Here is a 19,076-nt window from a genome sequence, read left to right on the forward strand (position 1 = left end):
GGTATGAAGTTATGGGACCACCCCATGTCGGAGAATGATCTCCGACAGTGTCTACGGATTGCTACTGGCGCGACGATAGGCTTTACCATCTGTAAAATGTTCGGCTGGAACTACGGTGTCTTTTATACTGTGACGCCTATGCTGCTACTCGGGATGATACCTGTTATGAGCTTGCATGCCGCTCGTCAGATGATTTTTGCAGCCGTCGTCTGTGGTCTTGAAGTTGGTATTCTCGGCGGACTGTTTGGCGGTCATCCATTTATGATGACGATGATTGCTTTTGGGTTATTTCTGTACAAATTTGCTTGTATGTCCAAAGGCAGTTTATTCCTGTTTGGCGCTAGTAGCGTACTGAACCTGAGTATCATGCTGCACTTTTCCAGTTATGTGAGTACCGATCTCAATGATTTGATCTTCAGTAATCTGGAAGCGAATGTGCTCTCAGTCATTGTGGCTTACTTAGTGACGTTTCTGATCCCAGATGCAGAGCCTCGTCAACCACCGGCCAGACCCTCTGAGCCGAAGAAAAGTCATCGCATGCGTCATGAAGCCTTGATGGGAGCGAGTATCGTAACGGCGTCGTTTCTGGTTTTCCAGATTTTCGACTTAAACGACTCTTTGTCGGCTCAGGCAACAACGATACTGTTGTTGTTTCCGATGCATTGGAATGGTGCCCTCGGTTATGCTCGTAAAAGAGCGATGGGTACGTTGCTTGGCGTGACGTTCGGTATTACCAGTCAGCTGGTGCTTTATGACTGGTCGGATACTTTACTATTCGTCGTGCCTCTGCTGTGGATTGGCGCTATGATCTTTAGTTACATGCACGTTAAAGAATCGAGTGGATCTGGTGCGGGGTTCGGTGGGTTAACCACGCTGGGTATCTTATTTGGTCAATACTTAAGTCCTGGCGGTGATTTGATCTTTAGCGCGCTCTATCGGGTGAGCAGTATCCTGTTTGCTATTGTTGCGACGTTATTAGTGACCTACATGGTACATCGAGTGCTCAATCAATTTGAGGCGACTCGTTTTGGCGAACAATAGCTGTTCAATTCACTTTTAGCTCTATACGTTGCTGGACATAAAATACGGTTCCAGCAACGCTACTTTAAGTTGCTCAGTCATCGTGATTGGTTTCTCAAACTTAATTCCAATCATCCAGCCCTTTGTTAACTTTTTGATATTCGCGATTAGGCAAGGATTATCGTTGCCCACATAGGTACTGAGTGCTGAAGTAATCGTAACGTTATCACCCACCTGAAACTCGGGCTCAATTAAGGTAGAAATGCCGATCCCGGCTAGTGAAAAGTCAATTAGGCTTCCGCTGTAAAGATTGCCCTTGTGGTCAATAGTGCAGTCCATTTTCAGCTTGTAGCGCTCGAATTCGCGAACGGGTTTTGTGGCAAACGTCGTCGGTATTCGGACGAATAAAAGAGGGGATGGATGGCTAACGTGCGTTAAGACGCTGGATTTGAACGCAACAACGTGCCCCAGTTCCGTGTCTGATACACCACGAATAACAACATCGGCATTATTGAGCCTTCTGATCGCATGATCTTCGAGTAGTTTCGCTGGAATATCAATGATCAGGTAGGCGTTTTCCTTAAAGCCCAAATAAGTTGTAGTGTATGAACTGCTCTTTTGTGGACCCAGTTCCATCTCTATGGATAACTTAGTTCCTGGTTTCAAAAAATGACTCAGTTTATCTTTGGTGTGCGTTGCTGGCATATCGTCAAGTAATCTAATCCCTTATTGTTTGGGAGGCTAGCAGAACACCATTTGTTCAGGCAACATACTTTAAGTAAATAACTGCTTATTCGGGCTTTTTAACCTCATTAAACACCATGCTATCCTCGTTAATACAAAAAATTGATTATTGAGTGACCACTTGTCTAATCATTTCACATTAGAAAATGTAAAACTCGTGGTCACAACAATCTGTTTAAAAGGCTAACTCGTTCTAACGATGAACAGGCGGGCGATAGGGCTGGCTAAGATCATTTTTCATAAATATCTGGCTCGCAATAATACTGCCACAGGTTACAAACATCAGTGCTAGCCAGGTTAGAGTATCCGGTTGCTCACCAAAGATTGGGATCGCGAGTAGCGTTGCCACGACAGGGGTTAAAGAGCCAAAGGCGGCACTGGCTTCGGCACCAATGATTCGGATGGCGTATATAAAAGTATAGGAAGCGATCAAGCCTGCTCCTACCCCTTGAAGTAAAGCGTGTCCGAATAGTTCTTTCCAAGGCCAGTACTTCATTGGCGTAATAGCCAAATAGCTGTCTGCCCAGCCAAAACCGACTGCGATGGTAAGCAGTGCCAGTGAAGCAATCGCCACAAAGCCAGCACACACATGAGCATTTAGGTTCGCGACACGTGCGCTGATGGTAAAGACAGCCCATATTAAACTGCCAGTCAGAAATAACAGATGTCCTTGCAATTGTGACCAGTTGTAATCAGCCCCTATATTGGAAAACAGGAAGACAAAGATACCCAATAATACCGCGGTAAGGCCAAATAAACGGTGTTGGCTCAATGATTGTTGATAAAAAATAACGGCAATAGTAGAGACAAATAGCGGTAATGTGCCTGGGATGAGTGCACTGGCATGAGAGACAGGAGCAAGGTGCATCGCGCTACCTACAATCATTAAATAAGGCAGCCCACTACCAATGACTACGCCGGTTAAGTATTTATTGGGAATAGCCGAGATGGTTTTCCTGTGTTTTAGGACGAAAGGTAATAACACCACACTTGGAATCACAAATCGAACCAAGGCGATATCTGTGGGTTGAAGTACTGAGATCGCGCCTGCTTTGAGAGAAATAAAAAAACCGGACCAAAGAAGTAACGTCACTAATATTGCTGCGTATCCCAGAATCATGCTTAAGGTATCCAATTGTTTATCGACGTATTCATTGTCGAATAAAAATGACGCTCAATGGTGGCAATTTGTGACGTGATTTATTTTAATGTTGGTGAAAAAGCGCGTATAAACTCTAGTTATTGATGAAATATGGCAAGTGAAGAGAAATGGATAAAATAGACAGGCAGCTTCTGAACCTGATTCAAAAAGACGCCACATTGACCACGGCTGATCTCGCGGATCGAGTCGGGTTGTCACCTTCACCGTGTGCAAGACGAATCAAGCGTCTTGAGCAGGAAGGTGCGATTAATGGTTACCGGGCGATATTATCACGCAGCAAGGTTGGTATCGCGATGACGGTATTCGTTGAAGTCAGCTTGAATAATCACCAGGCCTCTTCGATTGATGAATTTGAATATTCGATCGTTGAAATGGACGAGGTCATCTCGTGTCATGTGGTTTCGGGCGCGTACGACTACTTGTTGGAAGTGGTCAGTAAGGATCTTGAAGGCTATGAAAACTTCACCAGAAAACTACAGAGGCTGGAGAACGTCAAAGACATTCATACTCATTTAGCAATACGAGAAGTAAAGGGGAATGGGAGCCTTCCGGTTTATGCTTGATCAAAAAAGCGAAGTCTGTTTACTGACTTCGCTTTAGGATTCTTTATGCGCTATTGGCGCTTTTTGTATTGTGATATTTCACAATTGCCGGTCCGTCTATCTACTTTAAATGAGAAAGCAGCTGAATGGTATTCCCTCCCATCGCTCCAAATTGTTTCTCCGAAGATTTTACAAAGGTCCAGATCACTGATTGAACCGAATTGTTTTACGTGCCTAACTACTGACAAAAACTTGGCTTTAGTAGTATTAGGGTCTTGCCTGTTACTTAATCGATTGATAACCATTTTTTGTAGTATCATCCCAGCCAGTTGTGACTATTTGTTAAACTTTATTAACGACTAAAGTAACCAATTATTAGCCACAAGTAAAGCATTATTGTGACCTGTGTCTCTTAAATCTGTTCATGTTGAATGCAAATGATTCAAAATGGTGCGACAGATTATTGTGCAACTGTGTTTGTGTTTCTTTTATGTTTCGCAGATGTTAATGCGGTTGCTTCTCTATCGTAGACGGCGGCTAAACCAAGATAAAGTGAGGATAATTTAGTATAGTCTTCAGCCAGTTGAGTGGCATTACTGTGATACCACTCTGCGGTGATCTGGTTTGACATTTCATCTGCTACTTTACAACTTTGAGCTAATTTTTCCCAGCCGTTGGCCGACCACTTAGATTGTGTACTGAGTTTGGTGATTTCACCGGCTTTATGCGTTAATTCTTGGCGATATTTTATCGATGCGTCGAGTTGGGTCTGGAGCATATCCCGACGAGACTTTACACGCCATAGCATCACAAGTTCGTCGGGAGAAAACTCCTTTGATAACAGTGGTCGCTGTTTATGTTCCACAAGAAGCGCGTTGAAGACTTTAACATGTTTATTGTACTTGGACTCTAGTCTACTGAATTCATTAAGGTTATCCTCCCATGAAGATGGGTTGCATGGCACATTTGAATAGCATACCGATGGGAAGACGAAAAGCAAAAGTATCCATTTAAGCTTGTTTATCATTATTATTCACGTTAGTTAAGCGACTCTTTTAACTATAGTTTATTGCTGGCGAAGTATAATCAAGTATCTTTTGGGATATTTGCCCAAAATAGAAGGGAAAAGATATGAAGAAAGCGCTTATCGTGATGATGGCTGTATTACTGCTTGGAGGCGCTGGTTTTGGTTATTATTTCTTCTTTATGCAAAAGGATCAGCCTGAACAGGCGGCCGAAGCGACCTCTCCTAAAGCTCAAGTAAAAGAAGAAGCGTCAAAACCTGTCATGGATTTGGAATCTGTACCGCCTGAAACGACCGAGTATTACGTGATTGAACGCCAGGTTAGCGCGTACAACAAACCAGACCATAACGCGTTAGTTGTTGATACGATCTACAAAGGGGAAAAGGTCGTCGTTTTGGAAAAGTCTAACGGTTGGTATCGCATCTCCGATTATCTCGTTTATGAGGACGGCGGTGAAGAAACGGCGGAATGGTTAGATGCAAAAGGGCTTTCTGATGCTGAGCCTGTGATTAAAGAACAAGAGCGCTTAGAGATACTCGATGGGTATTTACAAAAGTCAGACGATTTAAAACAAAATCTGGATATATTCCGTGGCAAGACACAGCTGTTATTGGACGATAATACGTGTGAGCCAGAAGATTTCTCAGAACTCGGCGGGTGGGTTCGTTCCGTGACTTATAAGGAGCGCAATGTCTATTTCATCTACTGTGGTGGATTGGAGCAAGAGAATAAAATCTACCTAGACGTTGATAGTGAGGAAATCTTCTATCGATAAACGCAAGGCGCTCAAGTCACGGCAAAGATGGAATCAGAGATTTAGATCTTTTTAGTTGTTCAGCTTGATCAATAGGCATAGTATTGACCGCGTCGAGTTTATAAACTTAATGTTAATTGTTGGTGTCATTCCAGCGAGCCATAGCGAGACTAGGAATCTAGTATCAGTTTGTAGAGATGTTTTAGTCATCTCTTTAGTAACAAAGCTCTCTAATAGTAGATTCTGAATTACGCTCGTTCCTCGCTGTTCAGAATGACGAACTAGTTTGCGTATTTTGTTTAAAGCTAAGAATTTATTTAGTTTTTAACTCGGTTTGTTTTTTCTTTTAGTGAGATTTCATGCCTCTGATTTATCTAAGAAAATTATTTTTTCTGCTGCTTGCAACGGTATTGCTGCCAGTGCATGTTTCGACTGCCCAAGCAGATCAGAAAGCTCACTTACCGCATTTCAGTAAACTACAACCTTTTGTTGCTGCAAGCACATCCCCAATTTCAGACGATGATTTTTCTGAAGAATCCACGCGCGCGCCTGCCTCTGAAGGTCATGCAAATTCAGATACATCAGCAATATTTAATTCGCAGCGCTGGCTCTCTCATGTCCGAGAAGGGCTTGATGATGAAGATGTTGAGTTTGTTGGCGACCTAGATGCGCCTTTCTATGCTGATGTCAGTTATAGTTACAGTCTCATTAATATCAACTGGCGTCAAAATCAGTCCGTTTTTCATCATTTCACAAGCGACTATCGCCTTTCTGGTTGGAAAGAAACTAATGCGATGTACGTTGCTCTCAATAGTCAGTTTCCTGCCTAGACACCATCACTCTGCACATTATGTGCAATCTCAACACGACGACGGTATTCATCAGAACAGATCTGTGTTCTGAGCATTCTTTATCCTGGTTTATTTTCCAGGCGTAGGTTGTCGTGCCTTGAAACGATCAAATTAAAATCTTCACCTAAGGGTGAAGGGATGATGTTTATATGAAGAAAACACCAAAACCAGCCAAAAGCAGAAAATTACTAAACCACTATTCGGCTTGGAAATATGTCGTGCTTATCGCGACAATCATTATTCTGACGCTGAGCGCCATTCCGACCTGGTTCGGCGAGCAGCCATCGATCCAAGTAACCTTTTCTGACCACAACCAGAGTGAAATGTCACTGGTACAACTCAATCAATTGTTCAAAACGAACCATATTTCCACTGACAGAATCATCCAAAAGGATGGCAAAACCACCATCGTTTTTGACAGCGAAGGTGCACAAAGTAAAGCTCGTGCTGTGCTTAATAAACAGCTGGATAAAGAGGATAGCATCAGCTTCTCCTATGTCTCTGTCGCGCCAGAATGGTTGAGCGAGTTGGGCTTTAACCCAATTAAGCTGGGCCTTGATCTTCGTGGTGGTGTGCAATTTCTATTGAATGTTGATGTGGACAAAGCATTCGAAGAGCAGCGAGACGCCTTGATCGATGAGATCAAAGTCGACCTACGTGATCAACGTATACGTGGCGTTCAGGTTCGCGCTGAAAATGGTAATCGTATTGTTGTTAACAGCGATAGTGACAGTGCACTCGCTAAGGTAAACCAGTTTTTGCAGCAAAACTACTCAGGTTGGGTGGCAAAGAGCTCTGCAAGAGGCTTTGTGCTGGAGCCGAGTGAACAGAATATCCAGGAGTTCCAGTCAACCACGTTACAGCAGAACCTGAAGATCATGCGTGGTCGAATTGAAGAGTTGGGCATTACTGAAGCGCTTGTTCAGCGTCAGGGCAAAGAGAGCATTCGCATTGAGCTTCCTGGTGTGCAAGATCCAGCGCAAGCGAAAAATGTGATTGGTGCTACTGCCAGCCTGGCTTTCTATGAAGTGAAAGACGCTAGCAAAGCGCAAAGCAGTCACGATTTAGTTCTCAAGGATAATGACGGCCGGACTGTGACACTGACCAAGCGTCCGGTACTCACGGGTGAGCACATTGTGAACGCCCGAGCTGGTGTCGACAAAATGGGCATGTCAGAAGTCAACATTTCTCTCGACCACGCTGGTGGTAAGAAAATGAGTGACTTTTCCGCCACACATATTGGTAAGCCAATGGCGACGGTTTACCGTGAATATCAGACGAATGAACGCGGTATAACCGAGCGTAACGAACGAGTCATCAGTGTTGCGACGATTCAATCTCAGCTCGGCAGCCAGTTCCGTATTACTGGTGCAGGAAGCATGGATGAAGCACAGCAACTGGCACTTTTACTGCGAGCTGGCTCTCTGACAGCACCGGTCACGATTGTTGAAGAGCGCACGATTGGTGCTTCTCTTGGTGCTGAAAATATTCAAAATGGCTTTGCAGCACTCGCTTTAGGCTTGGGACTAACTCTGACTTTCATGGCGCTTTGGTACCGCCGGTTAGGTTGGGTTGCCAATGTGGCTCTGTGTTCCAACATGCTGTGTTTGTTGGGATTGATCGCTTTGTTACCCGGTGCGGTTCTCACTCTTCCGGGCATAGCTGGTTTGGTACTTACGGTCGGCATGGCGGTTGACACTAACGTGATTATCTTTGAACGAATTAAGGACAAAATGCGCGAAGGTCGAAGCTTCGCTCAGGCTATTGATCTCGGTTTTGACAGTGCATTTGCCACCATCCTTGATGCCAACATTACTACCATGATTACCGCTGTGATTTTGTATGCCATAGGTAACGGTCCGATCCAAGGCTTTGCTTTAACGCTAGGTTTGGGTCTGTTAACCAGTATGTTTACCGGCGTATTTGCTTCTCGAGCAATGATCAACTTAATTTGGGGCCGCGATGCCCGTCGTGATGTGAGGGTTTAATCATGGTCAAAAAATTACAGCAGCATATTCGTAAAATTCGCTACTTTACTACCTTGGTGTCATTAACTCTAACCGTGATTGCGATAGCAGCGTTAGCAATGAAAGGGCTCAATCTTGGTCTCGATTTTACTGGCGGCATGGTAACAGAAGTTAAAATCGACAAGCAGTTAACCAATCAAGAGTTGCTCAGCGCGTTGCAGCCTGAATTGGGTGAATCGACCTCTGTGACGCGTTCTGGCGAAGAAGGTCGCTGGGTTATCCGTTATTCAGCGCCAGAACAAGGACAAGAGCTACCAAGTGTCGCGGATGTACTAAAGCCGATTTCGCATCAAGTCGATGTGGTCAGTAACAGCATCGTCGGAGCACAAGTTGGCCAGGATCTGTTTGAGCAAGGTGGTCTGGCGCTGCTTGTTTCGGTACTAACCATCTTGGCTTATTTATGTTTCCGCTTTGAATGGCGTTTAGCCAGTGGCTCTTTATTCGCCCTCGCGCACGATGTGGTACTTGTATTAGGTTTCTTTGCGATTACTCAGATGGAGTTTAACCTCACCGTTTTTGCCGCAATTTTGGCGATTCTTGGTTACTCTCTCAATGACTCGATAATCATCGCTGACCGAATCAGAGAGTTATTGATCGCCAAGCAAAGTTGGAAAACAGAAGCGATCAATGATCAGGCCGTTATTGCGACGTTCTCCCGTACCATGGTGACATCAGGAACCACGTTAATCACGGTTGGAGCATTGTGGATCATGGGCGGTGCGGCATTGGCTGGGTTTTCTACCGCCATGTTTATTGGTGTTCTATCGGGCACTTGGTCGTCTATTTCAATTGGTACCGTTTTACCCGAGCGGCTGAAACTGGAACCAAAACATTATTTACCAGTAGAGATTGATAGCGCGCCTTAATGCATATTTTTGCTCGTAGGTAAGCAAAAACGCCACTCATTTAGAGTTAATACCGTTTGTTTAACAGCAAACGGTATTCTCATCCGTCATTCTGGACAGCGACGAAGGGAACGTGATTCAGAATCTTCTATCCGAGCACTTTGCCGCCAAAATTATTCCTATATTGTTTTAGCTTGCTGATAATAGATTCCTAGTCTCGCTGGAATGACCCGATTATAGGCGTTAAGCGACTAGCTTTAACTCATTAATAGCCAAACACCAACGCCCATCATCAAAGTTCCTGCCACTCGGTTCATTAGTCGGACATTTTTTGAATGGCCTAATACGCGTTTTAATCCTTTCCCACCGGTTGCATAAAGTGACATGCACAAGAATTCAAACATCAGAATGATCGAGATTAAAACGGTCAATTGAGGCGCTAACGCTGCATTCTGATCAATAAATGGTGGGAGTAGAGAAATCATAAACGCCCAACCTTTTGGGTTCGCAATTGCGGTCACGAAACCTTGAATAACCAAATTCAATTTGCCTTGAGGCAACGTGGACTCTGTCTCTAGGTTGATGGCAAGTTTGCCTCGTGAACGCCACATTTCAATGCCCAGATAGAGCAGATAGCCGCCACCGATAAATTTAAGGGCGACAAATAACCACGGGTAATTAAGCATGATTGCGGCAATCCCCAGTACTGCGGATACCGAAACAAGCGCGACGCCAGCGAGTTCACCTACCATCATCCACAGTGTGCGGCGATATCCGACACTCATTCCTAACGTGAGTGCGAGTGTCATACACATCCCTGGTGTAATAGAGACAAAAAAGAAGGTAGGGATGAACATACTAAGCAATGTCATATTCATAGGTGGTATCGACTAGCTAATAAAGGACGACTCACAAAGATAGTGCAAAGTCGTTTCAGATGCTACTACTAACTTTTAATCACTTTTATATTTATATTATTGAACTTAATTAATTATATTAAAGTAAAATACATCAATGTTTAATCATCGCGTCATATTAGTGCGCTTGCACCAACTCGGAGCTAAGGTTTTAATTTGATTGTTATAGTTATAAATTAATTATTAGTAATAGTTCTCTTTTACAGTTCATATTCCAAGTTTAATTACGAAACCAAAGGTGCTGTTTTAAACGTGTTAAACGTTTACAGTAATATAATCAATAATTAATTTTGAACTAATACTCTATTTTTTGTTTATAAAACTCTCGAAAAATATTCAATATGATCTTATTTCATTAAATGGTGTAATTTGTTTTTATTTATGCAAGATTATGATTTTAAAGGTTTTTATTTGTTTTGGGCTGGTTTTGCTTAAGGTGTTTTTCATTAAAAAACAATGCATTACATCCAAATTCTTCCAATTTAACAATTATTTAACCTTTCATTGTTTGTGAGATCTAAATCAATAATACGAAAATAGACTATAGTATTATTTGAAATGTAATACTTTTGGATTAAATTAAAATAAAAGGCAGTAAAGGATTTCTGCCGAATAAATTATTAAACAATTCGATTTTGTAATTAGTAGTTTGTTTTATTTTCCGATAAAGAATGGAGTCGTCAATGAATAAAGTCGCTTTGATCACCGGGTCAAAAGGCGGAATTGGTTCCGCAATTTCCTCTCAACTAGTCAATGACGGTTACCGCGTCATTGCTACCTACAACACCGGCAACTACGAATGTGCGCTTGAGTGGTTTAACAGCAAAGGGTTTACTAAAGACCAGGTTCGCCTTTTTGAGTTAGACGTTACCGACACTGCTCAATGTGCAGAAAAGCTAGCACTTCTGCTTCAAGAAGAAGGGACGCTTGATGTTGTTGTTAACAACGCGGGCATTACTCGTGATGGTGTCTTCAAGAAGATGACGGCGGAATCTTGGCATGACGTTATCAATACCAACCTCAATAGTTTGTTCAATGTCACTCAGCCAATTTTCGCCGCAATGTGTGAGAAAGGCGGTGGACGCATCATCAATATTTCGTCGGTTAACGGTTTGAAAGGGCAGTTTGGTCAAGCGAACTACTCCGCAGCGAAAGCTGGCATGATTGGTTTCTCTAAAGCGTTGGCTTTCGAAGGTGCACGCTCAGGCGTTACCGTCAATGTCATTGCACCTGGGTACACCGGAACTCCGATGGTTGAGCAAATGAAACCTGAGGTGTTGGAATCTATTACCAATCAAATTCCAATGAAGCGATTAGCAACACCCGAAGAAATTGCAGCATCCGTTAGCTTTTTAGTGAGTGATGCAGGGGCGTATATCACCGGCGAAACGCTGTCGGTGAACGGCGGTCTGTACATGCACTAAGGGGTCTAGAAAATGGAAAAAGTTTATATCGTAGCAGCAAAGCGTACACCGATTGGTGCATTTGGTGGCAGTCTAAAAAATACCTCGGCGGGTGATCTTGCAGCCGTCGCTATTAAAGGCGCACTCGAAGCTTCAAAGTTGGGTAGCGACAAGATCGATGAAGTCATAGTCGGTAATGTTGTCAGTGCAGGCCAAGGCATGGGTGTTGGCCGTCAAGCCGCCTTATTTGCCGGGATTCCTGAATCGGTTCCTGCCTATAGTCTCAACATGGTTTGTGGTAGCGGCATGAAAACCGTGATGGAAGCCGTCTCGCACATTCGTAGCGGGGATGCGCAAGTCGTCGTCGCAGCGGGTGTTGAAGTGATGTCTCAGATCCCGTTCACGGTGCCGAGTAGCATCCGAGATGGTAACAGAATGGGCAATATGGAAATGAAAGATTTGCTCATCACCGACGGGTTGACGGATATTTATAACCAGTACCATATGGGCGTAACTGCGGAAAATGTGGCGAAGGAAGTGGGTATCACTCGTGAGCAGCAAGACGCGTTTGCCTTAGCCAGCCAGCAAAAAGCAGTCGCAGCGATTGAAGCGGGTAAATTCAAAGATGAAATCGTGCCAGTGGAAGTGAAACAGCGCCGTGAAACGGTTCTTTTCGATACTGACGAATACCCGAAAGCCAATGCGACACTGGAGGGGTTGAGTAAGCTTCGACCTGCATTTGACCGTGAAGGTACGGTCACCGCGGGTAACGCTTCGGGGATCAACGATGGTGCGAGTGCGATAATCGTGGCATCAGAAAGCGCAGTACAGGCTCATGGTTTAACACCTTTGGCTGAGATTGTGAGCTACGCGCAGTCAGGCCTCGATCCGAAGATCATGGGTCTCGGACCCGTTGAATCGGTGAATAAAGCGCTGAAGAAAGCAGACCTAACTATTCAGGATATTGACGTATACGAGTTGAATGAAGCGTTTGCTGCTCAGGCTCTCGGTGTGATTCATCAGTTGGCTGAAACCAACCAAGTATCAGTCAGTGCGATTCAAGACAAGGCTAACTTTAACGGTGGAGCGATTGCATTAGGCCACCCACTTGGTGCATCAGGTAACCGAATCCTGGTCACTTTAGTTCACGAACTTCATAAGCAGGACGCCCAATACGGTGTGGCTTCATTGTGTGTGGGCGGCGGTATGGGGACAGCTGTCATTCTAAAAGCAATTAAGTAATTTTTTTAAACGGACATTTATATTCATTTATCTAGGAGATACACCATGTACACTGATTTTTTCAAAACATTCAGCGATCAAACAGAAAAAACGCTAGAACCTTACATGAAGTTTAACAAGCTTGTGACTAAAAACGTTGAAGTACTAACTGAGCTTCAACTTAACGCGATGCGCACGTACAGTGAAATGGGCATTGCCCAAATGAAAGCGGCGTCAGAAATCAAAGACGTGACTTCTCTTACTGCGTTCAATAGCCAGCAGTTAAGCGTACTGACTAAGCTTTCTCAACAAATGATGGATGACAGCAACAAGCTGCAAGCTATCGCAAAAGAATTCAAAGAAGACGTTGAGGAAATGACTTCGGAAAATCTTAAGACTGTTACTCCAGCGTAATTTGTCCGATTCTCGCCGCCCCTAAATTTGGGCGGCGTTGTTTTTTCCGAATATAGGAGTAAGACTATGTTTCAACACTTCTTTTCGGACTATCTTGTAAAGCTTCAGGAAACCAATCAACAATGGTGGCATGATTTCGAAGTCAACAAGGCAGTCGTGAATTCTCCTTTGAACAAGGCTATGCAAGAAGTGAACTTTGAGGACACTGCCAAACTGTTTGAACAAGCTGCCAATCAACCCGCTGCGATTCTTAAACTGCAGGCAGAGTGGTGGGAGCAGCAGTTAAAAATCTGGCAGAACGTCGTTCTGGCGGGCAACCAGACGCAAACAATAGAAGCGGATAGGGGCGATAAACGTTTCTCTCATGAGGATTGGCAAAATGAGGCGATGTACAGCTTTATCAAGCAATCTTATCTACTCTTTAGTAAGACGTACCTGGATACCATCGAGTCAATAGAAGGCTTAGATGAAAAGGCGAAAGAACGAATTACGTTCTTTTCCCGCCAGGCGATTAATGCCCTTTCCCCATCTAACTTCATCGCAACCAATCCAGAGCTTCTAAAGCTAACACTTGAACAAAACGGTCAAAACCTCTTAGCCGGTTTGGAGCAGTTTAAAGAAGACGTTGAGTCGAGCGCGGATATTTTGAAAATCCGTATGACCAACAACAATGCGTTCCGTGTAGGCGAAGATGTCGCAACCACCGCGGGCGATGTGGTTTTCAAGAACGAACTGTTTGAGCTGATCCAATACCGCCCGCTAACGGAGAAGGTCAACGCAACGCCGCTATTGATCGTCCCCCCGTTCATCAACAAGTACTACATCTTGGACCTCACCGAGAAAAACTCGATGGTTCGTTGGCTGCTAGAGCAAGGACACAGCGTATTTATGATGTCCTGGCGTAACCCTGGCAAAGAGCAAGCCGAAGTTGAGTTTGGTGACTACGTAACCGAAGGTGTTGTGAAAGCCGTAGCAGCGATCGAGGACATTACCGGTCAAGAGCAGATCAATGCGGTTGGCTACTGTATTGGCGGGACGGTTCTTGCTAGTACGGTTGCGTATTACGCGGCTAAGCGAATGAAAAAACGCATTAAGTCCGCAACGTTCTTTACGACGCTACTCGACTTTTCTCAGCCGGGAGAGGTTGGTGCTTATATCAATGATGTGATCATCAGTGCGATCGAAGCGCAGAACAATGCGAAAGGCTACATGGATGGTCGCTCTTTAAGTGTGACGTTCAGTTTGCTGCGTGAAAACAGCTTGTACTGGAACTACTACGTGGACAACTACTTAAAAGGTAACAGTCCTGTAGATTTCGACTTGTTGTACTGGAACAGCGACAGTACCAACGTCAGTGCAGCCGCGCACAACTTCCTGCTTCGAGAGCTCTATTTGGAAAACAAACTGATACAAGATAAAGGCGTGAAAATTGGTGGCGTGTGGATGGATTTGAATAAGATCAAAATCCCAAGTTATTTTGTATCGACGAAAGAAGACCATATTGCGCTTTGGCAGGGGACGTACCGTGGTGCTCTGAACACCGGCGGTAATAAGACTTTCGTTCTTGGTGAGTCGGGACACATTGCGGGTATTGTTAACCCTCCGTCTAAGGGTAAATATGGCTATTGGCTCAACGATACGCTAGATGAGTCTGCCGAAGAATGGCTCAGTAATGCAGAACGTAAAGATGGGTCTTGGTGGACGCATTGGAACGAATGGCTACTTCAGTTCAATCCAAAAGAACAAGTTGAACCATTCCCTGTCGGCTCTGAAGACAATCCAGTGATTGACGAAGCGCCGGGAACTTATGTGAAACAGGTACTGCCTGTGAAATAAGCTTGAACGGTCATTGTTTCCTTTAGCATAAAATTTGGCGATACTTTTAGCGGCCCTCGTGGTCGCTTTTTTTTATTGTCAAAAAAAAAGTCTAAAAACGCAAAAGCGCTGAGTTTCTGCTCAGCGCTGTCTCGTTAGTGATTACATGGACAAAGTAGTTAAAGGTGCCCATGCATTAGGTTCTTGAGGTTCTTGGATTACTGGTTCTTATCTTTACCTAGCGACAATACCCACAGAGAAACCGCAGCGACGCCAACAAAGCCAGACAGGATAATTACTGGCATTGCGCTGTATCCAAGGATGTGCCAAATCACAGATTCTAGTGTACTCATGGTCAGTTCTCCTTATTGCCAGCCTTCTACGCCGTGCATATCAGGTAGTTTGTGTGCGATACCTTTATGACAATCGACACAGGTTTTATCGCCTGAAGCCAACGCAGTTGAGTGTTGAGCAGAAGCACGAGAGCCTTGTTGTGAATAGTCCATATAGTCGAACTCATGGCAGTTACGGCACTCTAAAGAGTCATTCTTCTTCATACGTGCCCATTCACGCTCTGCCAAATGTCCGCGACGTTCCTGGAATTTCTCCGGCGTATCAATGGTACGAAGCACATAGTGAGCAAACAATTCTTTGGAAGCCTGGACCTTACGTACAATCTTATCTGTCCATTCATGCGGAACGTGGCAGTCTGAACAGATAGCGCGGACCCCAGAACGGTTTGAATAGTGGATAGTCTCTCTGATTTCAGCAACGATTGGCGCGTGACAGCCAGAACAGAACTCTTCGGTATTCGTCGCTTCCATCCCGGTGTTAAATGCGCCCCAAAATAGCAGACCGCCAGCAAAACCTAGGAATAAAACCACACCAGCGGCAGCTTTGCTCGGGCTCTTCAGTCTATTCCAAAACGCTTTAAGTATTTTCATAAGTAACCTCTTAGCACTTGCGTTTCAATTACTGAAGTGAATCTACGGATTGGAATTCATTTTCCACTAGCGGCTTCGCATCCGTTTGCGGAACGTGACATTGCAAACAGAAGAAGCGACGAGGAGAGACATCAGCCAGCACCGCGTCTTCACGGCTAACATAGTGGGTTACGCTAATTTTTGTTGCACCAGAGGCCTTGGCGTTTTTCCAACTATGGCAGGCAAGACATTTATTGGCGTTCAAAGAGACCTCATAGTTACGGATACTATGCGGAATCAACGGTGGTTGGTAAACAAAGCTGTCTTCAACGATTTGATCTTTTGGGAAATCTTTGAACTCGTCAGCAGCGCGAGTATCTTCCAGTTGAGACATGCCGCGAAGAGACTCTAAACCGCCGGTGCCTCCCGGATTATCTAACTCAGCTTGTGCAATGCCTGTCACTAAAGCACCTACAGATAGAAGTGCGACAAGTAATTTTTTCATCATTTCTTCTCCGCCTTTATGGCTTAAATTCTTTTTCAGGCCGCCACGAGGACGGCCATATTATTCGATATCTGAAGCGTTAAGCGATCTTGGTGATTTTGACTGGACACTTTTTAAAGTCTGTCTGTTTTGACAGTGGGTCAGTCGCATCCAGGATTAACTTGTTAATCAAGATACGAGCATCAAAGAATGGTACAAAGACCAAGCCTTTTGGCGGACGGTTACGGCCTCGGGTTTCTACACGAGCGCGGACTTCACCACGTTTATTGGTGATGAGTATTTCTTCGCCGCGGCGAACATTACGCGCTTTCGCGTCATCCGGGTGTATGTAACACACTGCGTCTGGAACCGCTTTGTAAAGCTCAGGAACACGACGAGTCATGGTGCCTGTATGCCAGTGTTCAAGAACACGGCCGGTACATAGCCATAAGTCGTATTCTGAGTCCGGCATTTCCGGTGGCGCTTCGTATGGCGCAGAGATGATCTTCGCTTTACCGTCCGCGTTACCGTAGAAATCCCAGCCTGAGCCTGCTTTCGCATAAGGATCTGAGCCTTCTTTGAAGCGCCACTGCGTTTCTTTGCCATCGACAACTGGCCAGCGTAATCCGCGCACAGTATGGTAAACATCGTATGGTGCCAAGTCGTGGCCATGACCGCGACCAAATGTTGCGTACTCTTCGAACAGGCCTTTCTGAACGTAGTAGCCAAAGTGATGAGAATCGTCGTTCAGTTCACGCGCTTCTTCGACTGGGAACTTGTCGATCTGACCGTTTCTGAACAGCATGTCATACATGGTTTTACCACGATACTCTGGCGCTTTTGCCAGTAACTCTTCAGGCCACACTTCTTCCATTTTGAAGCGTTTCGCGAACTCCATCACCTGCCATAAGTCTGATTTCGCTTCACCCACAGTACCAACCTGTTGATACCAGGCTTGAGTACGGCGTTCTGCGTTACCGTAAGCGCCTTCTTTCTCAATCCACATTGCGGTAGGAAGCACTAAGTCTGCCGCTTGTGCTGTCGCGGTTGGGTATGGGTCAGACACAATAATAAAGTTTTCTGGGTTACGGTAACCAGGAAGACGTTCAGTGTTAATGTTCGGACCTGCTTGCATGTTGTTGTTACATTGAACCCAGTAACAGTTCAACACGCCATCGTTGAGCATGCGATCTTGGAGAACCGCGTGGAAGCCTGGTTTTGGTGGAATCGTACCTTCAGGTAATTTCCAGATCTTCTCGGCAATTTCACGGTGTTTAGGATTTGCTACCACCATGTCTGCTGGCAGACGGTGAGCAAAGGTACCTACTTCACGTGCCGTACCACAAGCCGATGGCTGACCCGTTAGTGAGAATGGGCTGTTACCCGGAGTCGCAATTTTACCCGTTAGCAGGTGAATGTTGTAAACCAGGTTGTTCATCCATACGCCACGAGTGTGTTGGTTCATACCCATGGTCCAAAGTGACATCACCTTGGTGTTTGGATCGGCGTATTGCTTAGCAAGCTCGATCAGTTTCTCTTTCTCAACACCAGAAATCTCTGACGCTTTCTCTACAGTGTAAGGAGCGACAGACTTCTTGTACTCTTCAAAAGAGATAGAAGTGAGTTTGCCTGAGTTTGGATTCTTGGCAGCGACTTGTAATGGGTCATCATCACGTAAGCCATAGCCGATATCAGTATCAGCCTGTGTAAAGTTGGTGTGCTTGTTGACGAAGTCCCAGTTTACCGCATCATTCTCGATGATGTAGTTGGCAATAAAGTTTGCGATCGCAAGGTCAGACTGAGGATTGAAAATGTAACCGTGGTCAGCCAACTCAAATGAACGGTGGTAATAAGTAGAAAGCACGTTTACTTTCACATGAGGGTGGCTCAAACGACGGTCAGTGATACGAGTCCATAGTACTGGGTGCATCTCGGCCATGTTAGAACCCCAAAGCACGAATGCGTCCGCGTTTTCGAAGTCGTCGTAACAGCCCATTGGCTCATCAATACCAAAGGCGCGCATGAAGCCGACTACTGCTGAGGCCATACAGTGACGAGCATTCGGGTCGATGTTGTTCGAACGGAAGCCTGCTTTCATCATTTTTGCTGCAGCGTAGCCTTCCATTACTGTCCATTGACCAGAACCAAACATACCAACACTAGTTGGGCCTTTTTTCTCCAGAGAGGCTTTCCACTTCTCTGCCATGATATCGAATGCGGCATCCCACGAAACTGGCGTAAAATCACCGTCTTTATGGTACTTGCCATCTTTCATACGCAATAATGGCTGTGTCAGACGGTCTTGCCCGTACATGATTTTAGACAAGAAGTAACCTTTAATGCAGTTCAGGCCTTTGTTTACAGGTGCTTCTGGATCACCTTGTGTCGCAACGACTTTGCCGTTTTGCGTACCAACAAGAACAGAACAGCCTGTACCACAAAAACGACAAGGCGCTTTGTCCCACGTAATTTTACTTTGATCAGAGCTTGCGATCAGGTTTGCTGCAGACGCTGGTAGTGTAATACCTGCGACAGCAGCCGCTGATGCAGCCGCGTTTGCTTTCACAAACGCACGTCTTGTCATTTTCATACTTCACCCTCAATTTGGGAATGTTGTGTTCCAGTGTCTTGTTCATCAGCTTGTTCAAGCTCAGTCTCAATTTGGTGGTAAACCAGGACTGTACTTAAGACATTCGGTAAATTGTTAATCGCATCGATAGTGTCGGTGATGAAACCCTGGTTCTCGGTTTCAAGCACCACAACGATTTTGCCTTCAGGACTGTCGCCGTAAATCTCTGCATTTTCATATGCTTCGATCTGGGCTTTAATCTCATCCAGATGTTCAGGCAGTACGTGTACTACCAAACTTGAAATATGCACTTCGTTTAGTGACATACAGCTCTCTCTGTTGTTGCCTTTCTAGATACGG

19 protein-coding genes are annotated in these 19,076 nt (G+C 44.9%); 10 read left to right on the plus strand and 9 right to left on the minus strand.

Annotated features, from left to right (window positions below):
- Positions 1-3 precede the first annotated feature (3 nt).
- Entirely contained in the window at positions 4-1,041 is a 1,038-nt protein-coding gene (locus RXX31_RS13855; RefSeq protein ID WP_317590066.1) for a DUF2955 domain-containing protein, read from the plus strand.
- Between the two features lie 21 nt (positions 1,042-1,062).
- On the opposite strand, the gene RXX31_RS13860 is transcribed toward RXX31_RS13855, so the two are convergent.
- Positions 1,063-1,725, minus strand: a complete 663-nt coding sequence (locus RXX31_RS13860; protein WP_317590068.1) for a flagellar brake protein — start codon at positions 1,723-1,725, stop codon at positions 1,063-1,065.
- A 232-nt stretch (positions 1,726-1,957) separates the two neighbouring features.
- A complete protein-coding gene (locus tag RXX31_RS13865) occupies positions 1,958-2,884 on the minus strand; it encodes a DMT family transporter (protein WP_317590070.1) in 927 nt (308 codons plus the stop codon).
- 149 nt (positions 2,885-3,033) lie between these two features.
- On the opposite strand from RXX31_RS13865, the gene RXX31_RS13870 reads away from it, so the two are divergent.
- Complete coding sequence (locus RXX31_RS13870) at positions 3,034-3,489, plus strand: Lrp/AsnC family transcriptional regulator (RefSeq protein WP_317590072.1); 456 nt, start codon at positions 3,034-3,036, stop codon at positions 3,487-3,489.
- 439 nt (positions 3,490-3,928) lie between these two features.
- Here RXX31_RS13870 and RXX31_RS13875 read toward each other — a convergent pair whose 3' ends face one another.
- The gene (locus tag RXX31_RS13875) at positions 3,929-4,495 is read right to left on the minus strand and encodes an ATPase (RefSeq protein ID WP_317590074.1); all 567 of its coding nucleotides are present in this window, start codon (positions 4,493-4,495) and stop codon (positions 3,929-3,931) included.
- 104 nt (positions 4,496-4,599) lie between these two features.
- Here RXX31_RS13875 and RXX31_RS13880 point away from each other — a divergent pair, with 104 nt between their 5' ends.
- The 4 genes from RXX31_RS13880 to secF all read left to right on the plus strand — a co-directional run bounded on the left by RXX31_RS13880 (position 4,600) and on the right by secF (position 8,991).
- Positions 4,600-5,268 carry an SH3 domain-containing protein gene (locus RXX31_RS13880; RefSeq protein ID WP_317590075.1) on the plus strand — a complete coding sequence of 223 codons (669 nt, stop codon included), beginning with the start codon at positions 4,600-4,602 and terminating at the stop codon, positions 5,266-5,268.
- A 338-nt stretch (positions 5,269-5,606) separates the two neighbouring features.
- Positions 5,607-6,077 (plus strand): hypothetical protein, encoded by a 471-nt coding sequence (locus RXX31_RS13885; protein ID WP_317590077.1) that lies wholly within the window; start codon positions 5,607-5,609, stop codon positions 6,075-6,077.
- A gap of 170 nt (positions 6,078-6,247) precedes the next feature.
- On the plus strand, positions 6,248-8,086 hold the full coding sequence (gene secD, locus RXX31_RS13890) for a protein translocase subunit SecD (protein ID WP_317590078.1): 1,839 nt from the start codon (positions 6,248-6,250) through the stop codon (positions 8,084-8,086).
- Positions 8,087-8,088: 2 nt separating this feature from the next.
- Positions 8,089-8,991, plus strand: a complete 903-nt coding sequence (secF, locus tag RXX31_RS13895; protein WP_317590079.1) for a protein translocase subunit SecF — start codon at positions 8,089-8,091, stop codon at positions 8,989-8,991.
- Between the two features lie 236 nt (positions 8,992-9,227).
- Here secF and RXX31_RS13900 read toward each other — a convergent pair whose 3' ends face one another.
- Positions 9,228-9,848 carry a LysE family translocator gene (locus tag RXX31_RS13900; protein WP_317590081.1) on the minus strand — a complete coding sequence of 207 codons (621 nt, stop codon included), beginning with the start codon at positions 9,846-9,848 and terminating at the stop codon, positions 9,228-9,230.
- 722 nt (positions 9,849-10,570) lie between these two features.
- Between RXX31_RS13900 and RXX31_RS13905 the strand changes: the two genes are divergently transcribed.
- The 4 genes from RXX31_RS13905 to phaC all read left to right on the plus strand — a co-directional run bounded on the left by RXX31_RS13905 (position 10,571) and on the right by phaC (position 14,761).
- Positions 10,571-11,311: an SDR family oxidoreductase gene (locus tag RXX31_RS13905; RefSeq protein ID WP_317590082.1), complete on the plus strand. Its 741-nt coding sequence runs from the start codon at positions 10,571-10,573 to the stop codon at positions 11,309-11,311.
- A gap of 12 nt (positions 11,312-11,323) precedes the next feature.
- Positions 11,324-12,532 carry an acetyl-CoA C-acetyltransferase gene (locus RXX31_RS13910; RefSeq protein ID WP_317590083.1) on the plus strand — a complete coding sequence of 403 codons (1,209 nt, stop codon included), beginning with the start codon at positions 11,324-11,326 and terminating at the stop codon, positions 12,530-12,532.
- A 45-nt stretch (positions 12,533-12,577) separates the two neighbouring features.
- Positions 12,578-12,925 (plus strand): phasin family protein, encoded by a 348-nt coding sequence (locus RXX31_RS13915; protein ID WP_317590084.1) that lies wholly within the window; start codon positions 12,578-12,580, stop codon positions 12,923-12,925.
- 66 nt (positions 12,926-12,991) lie between these two features.
- Entirely contained in the window at positions 12,992-14,761 is a 1,770-nt protein-coding gene (gene phaC, locus RXX31_RS13920) for a class I poly(R)-hydroxyalkanoic acid synthase (RefSeq protein WP_317590086.1), read from the plus strand.
- 197 nt (positions 14,762-14,958) lie between these two features.
- Here the strand turns inward: phaC and RXX31_RS13925 are convergent, their stop codons facing one another.
- From RXX31_RS13925 to RXX31_RS13945, 5 genes are all read right to left on the minus strand, one after another.
- On the minus strand, positions 14,959-15,093 hold the full coding sequence (locus RXX31_RS13925; protein WP_317590088.1) for a TIGR02808 family protein: 135 nt from the start codon (positions 15,091-15,093) through the stop codon (positions 14,959-14,961).
- Between the two features lie 12 nt (positions 15,094-15,105).
- On the minus strand, positions 15,106-15,684 hold the full coding sequence (locus RXX31_RS13930; RefSeq protein ID WP_317590089.1) for a NapC/NirT family cytochrome c: 579 nt from the start codon (positions 15,682-15,684) through the stop codon (positions 15,106-15,108).
- A gap of 28 nt (positions 15,685-15,712) precedes the next feature.
- Positions 15,713-16,168, minus strand: coding sequence for a nitrate reductase cytochrome c-type subunit (locus RXX31_RS13935; RefSeq protein ID WP_317590092.1), 456 nt, complete (start codon positions 16,166-16,168; stop codon positions 15,713-15,715).
- Between the two features lie 79 nt (positions 16,169-16,247).
- A complete protein-coding gene (gene napA / locus RXX31_RS13940; RefSeq protein WP_317590093.1) occupies positions 16,248-18,737 on the minus strand; it encodes a periplasmic nitrate reductase subunit alpha in 2,490 nt (829 codons plus the stop codon).
- Positions 18,734-19,042, minus strand: a complete 309-nt coding sequence (locus RXX31_RS13945) for a chaperone NapD (RefSeq protein WP_317590094.1) — start codon at positions 19,040-19,042, stop codon at positions 18,734-18,736. Before RXX31_RS13945 ends, napA begins: the two co-directional genes overlap by 4 nt.
- Between the last annotated feature and the right edge of the window lie 34 nt (positions 19,043-19,076).

Source organism: Vibrio sp. EA2, assembly GCF_033042495.1.
GTDB lineage: Bacteria > Pseudomonadota > Gammaproteobacteria > Enterobacterales > Vibrionaceae > Vibrio.

What these genes read in the sequence shown, in the direction of transcription:
- RXX31_RS13870 (WP_317590072.1), top strand. Translation starts at nt 3,034, where the DNA reads ATGGATAAAATAGACAGGCAGCTTCTGAACCTGATTCAAAAAGACGCC.
- RXX31_RS13905 (WP_317590082.1), top strand. Translation starts at nt 10,571, where the DNA reads ATGAATAAAGTCGCTTTGATCACCGGGTCAAAAGGCGGAATTGGTTCC.
- secF (WP_317590079.1), top strand. Translation starts at nt 8,089, where the DNA reads ATGGTCAAAAAATTACAGCAGCATATTCGTAAAATTCGCTACTTTACT.
- phaC (WP_317590086.1), top strand. Translation starts at nt 12,992, where the DNA reads ATGTTTCAACACTTCTTTTCGGACTATCTTGTAAAGCTTCAGGAAACC.
- RXX31_RS13945 (WP_317590094.1), bottom strand. Translation starts at nt 19,042, where the DNA reads ATGTCACTAAACGAAGTGCATATTTCAAGTTTGGTAGTACACGTACTG.
- secD (WP_317590078.1), top strand. Translation starts at nt 6,248, where the DNA reads ATGAAGAAAACACCAAAACCAGCCAAAAGCAGAAAATTACTAAACCAC.
- RXX31_RS13930 (WP_317590089.1), bottom strand. Translation starts at nt 15,684, where the DNA reads ATGAAAATACTTAAAGCGTTTTGGAATAGACTGAAGAGCCCGAGCAAA.
- RXX31_RS13880 (WP_317590075.1), top strand. Translation starts at nt 4,600, where the DNA reads ATGAAGAAAGCGCTTATCGTGATGATGGCTGTATTACTGCTTGGAGGC.
- napA (WP_317590093.1), bottom strand. Translation starts at nt 18,737, where the DNA reads ATGAAAATGACAAGACGTGCGTTTGTGAAAGCAAACGCGGCTGCATCA.
- RXX31_RS13865 (WP_317590070.1), bottom strand. Translation starts at nt 2,884, where the DNA reads ATGATTCTGGGATACGCAGCAATATTAGTGACGTTACTTCTTTGGTCC.
- RXX31_RS13915 (WP_317590084.1), top strand. Translation starts at nt 12,578, where the DNA reads ATGTACACTGATTTTTTCAAAACATTCAGCGATCAAACAGAAAAAACG.
- RXX31_RS13860 (WP_317590068.1), bottom strand. Translation starts at nt 1,725, where the DNA reads ATGCCAGCAACGCACACCAAAGATAAACTGAGTCATTTTTTGAAACCA.
- RXX31_RS13855 (WP_317590066.1), top strand. Translation starts at nt 4, where the DNA reads ATGAAGTTATGGGACCACCCCATGTCGGAGAATGATCTCCGACAGTGT.
- RXX31_RS13885 (WP_317590077.1), top strand. Translation starts at nt 5,607, where the DNA reads ATGCCTCTGATTTATCTAAGAAAATTATTTTTTCTGCTGCTTGCAACG.
- RXX31_RS13875 (WP_317590074.1), bottom strand. Translation starts at nt 4,495, where the DNA reads ATGATAAACAAGCTTAAATGGATACTTTTGCTTTTCGTCTTCCCATCG.
- RXX31_RS13910 (WP_317590083.1), top strand. Translation starts at nt 11,324, where the DNA reads ATGGAAAAAGTTTATATCGTAGCAGCAAAGCGTACACCGATTGGTGCA.
- RXX31_RS13935 (WP_317590092.1), bottom strand. Translation starts at nt 16,168, where the DNA reads ATGAAAAAATTACTTGTCGCACTTCTATCTGTAGGTGCTTTAGTGACA.
- RXX31_RS13900 (WP_317590081.1), bottom strand. Translation starts at nt 9,848, where the DNA reads ATGAATATGACATTGCTTAGTATGTTCATCCCTACCTTCTTTTTTGTC.
- RXX31_RS13925 (WP_317590088.1), bottom strand. Translation starts at nt 15,093, where the DNA reads ATGAGTACACTAGAATCTGTGATTTGGCACATCCTTGGATACAGCGCA.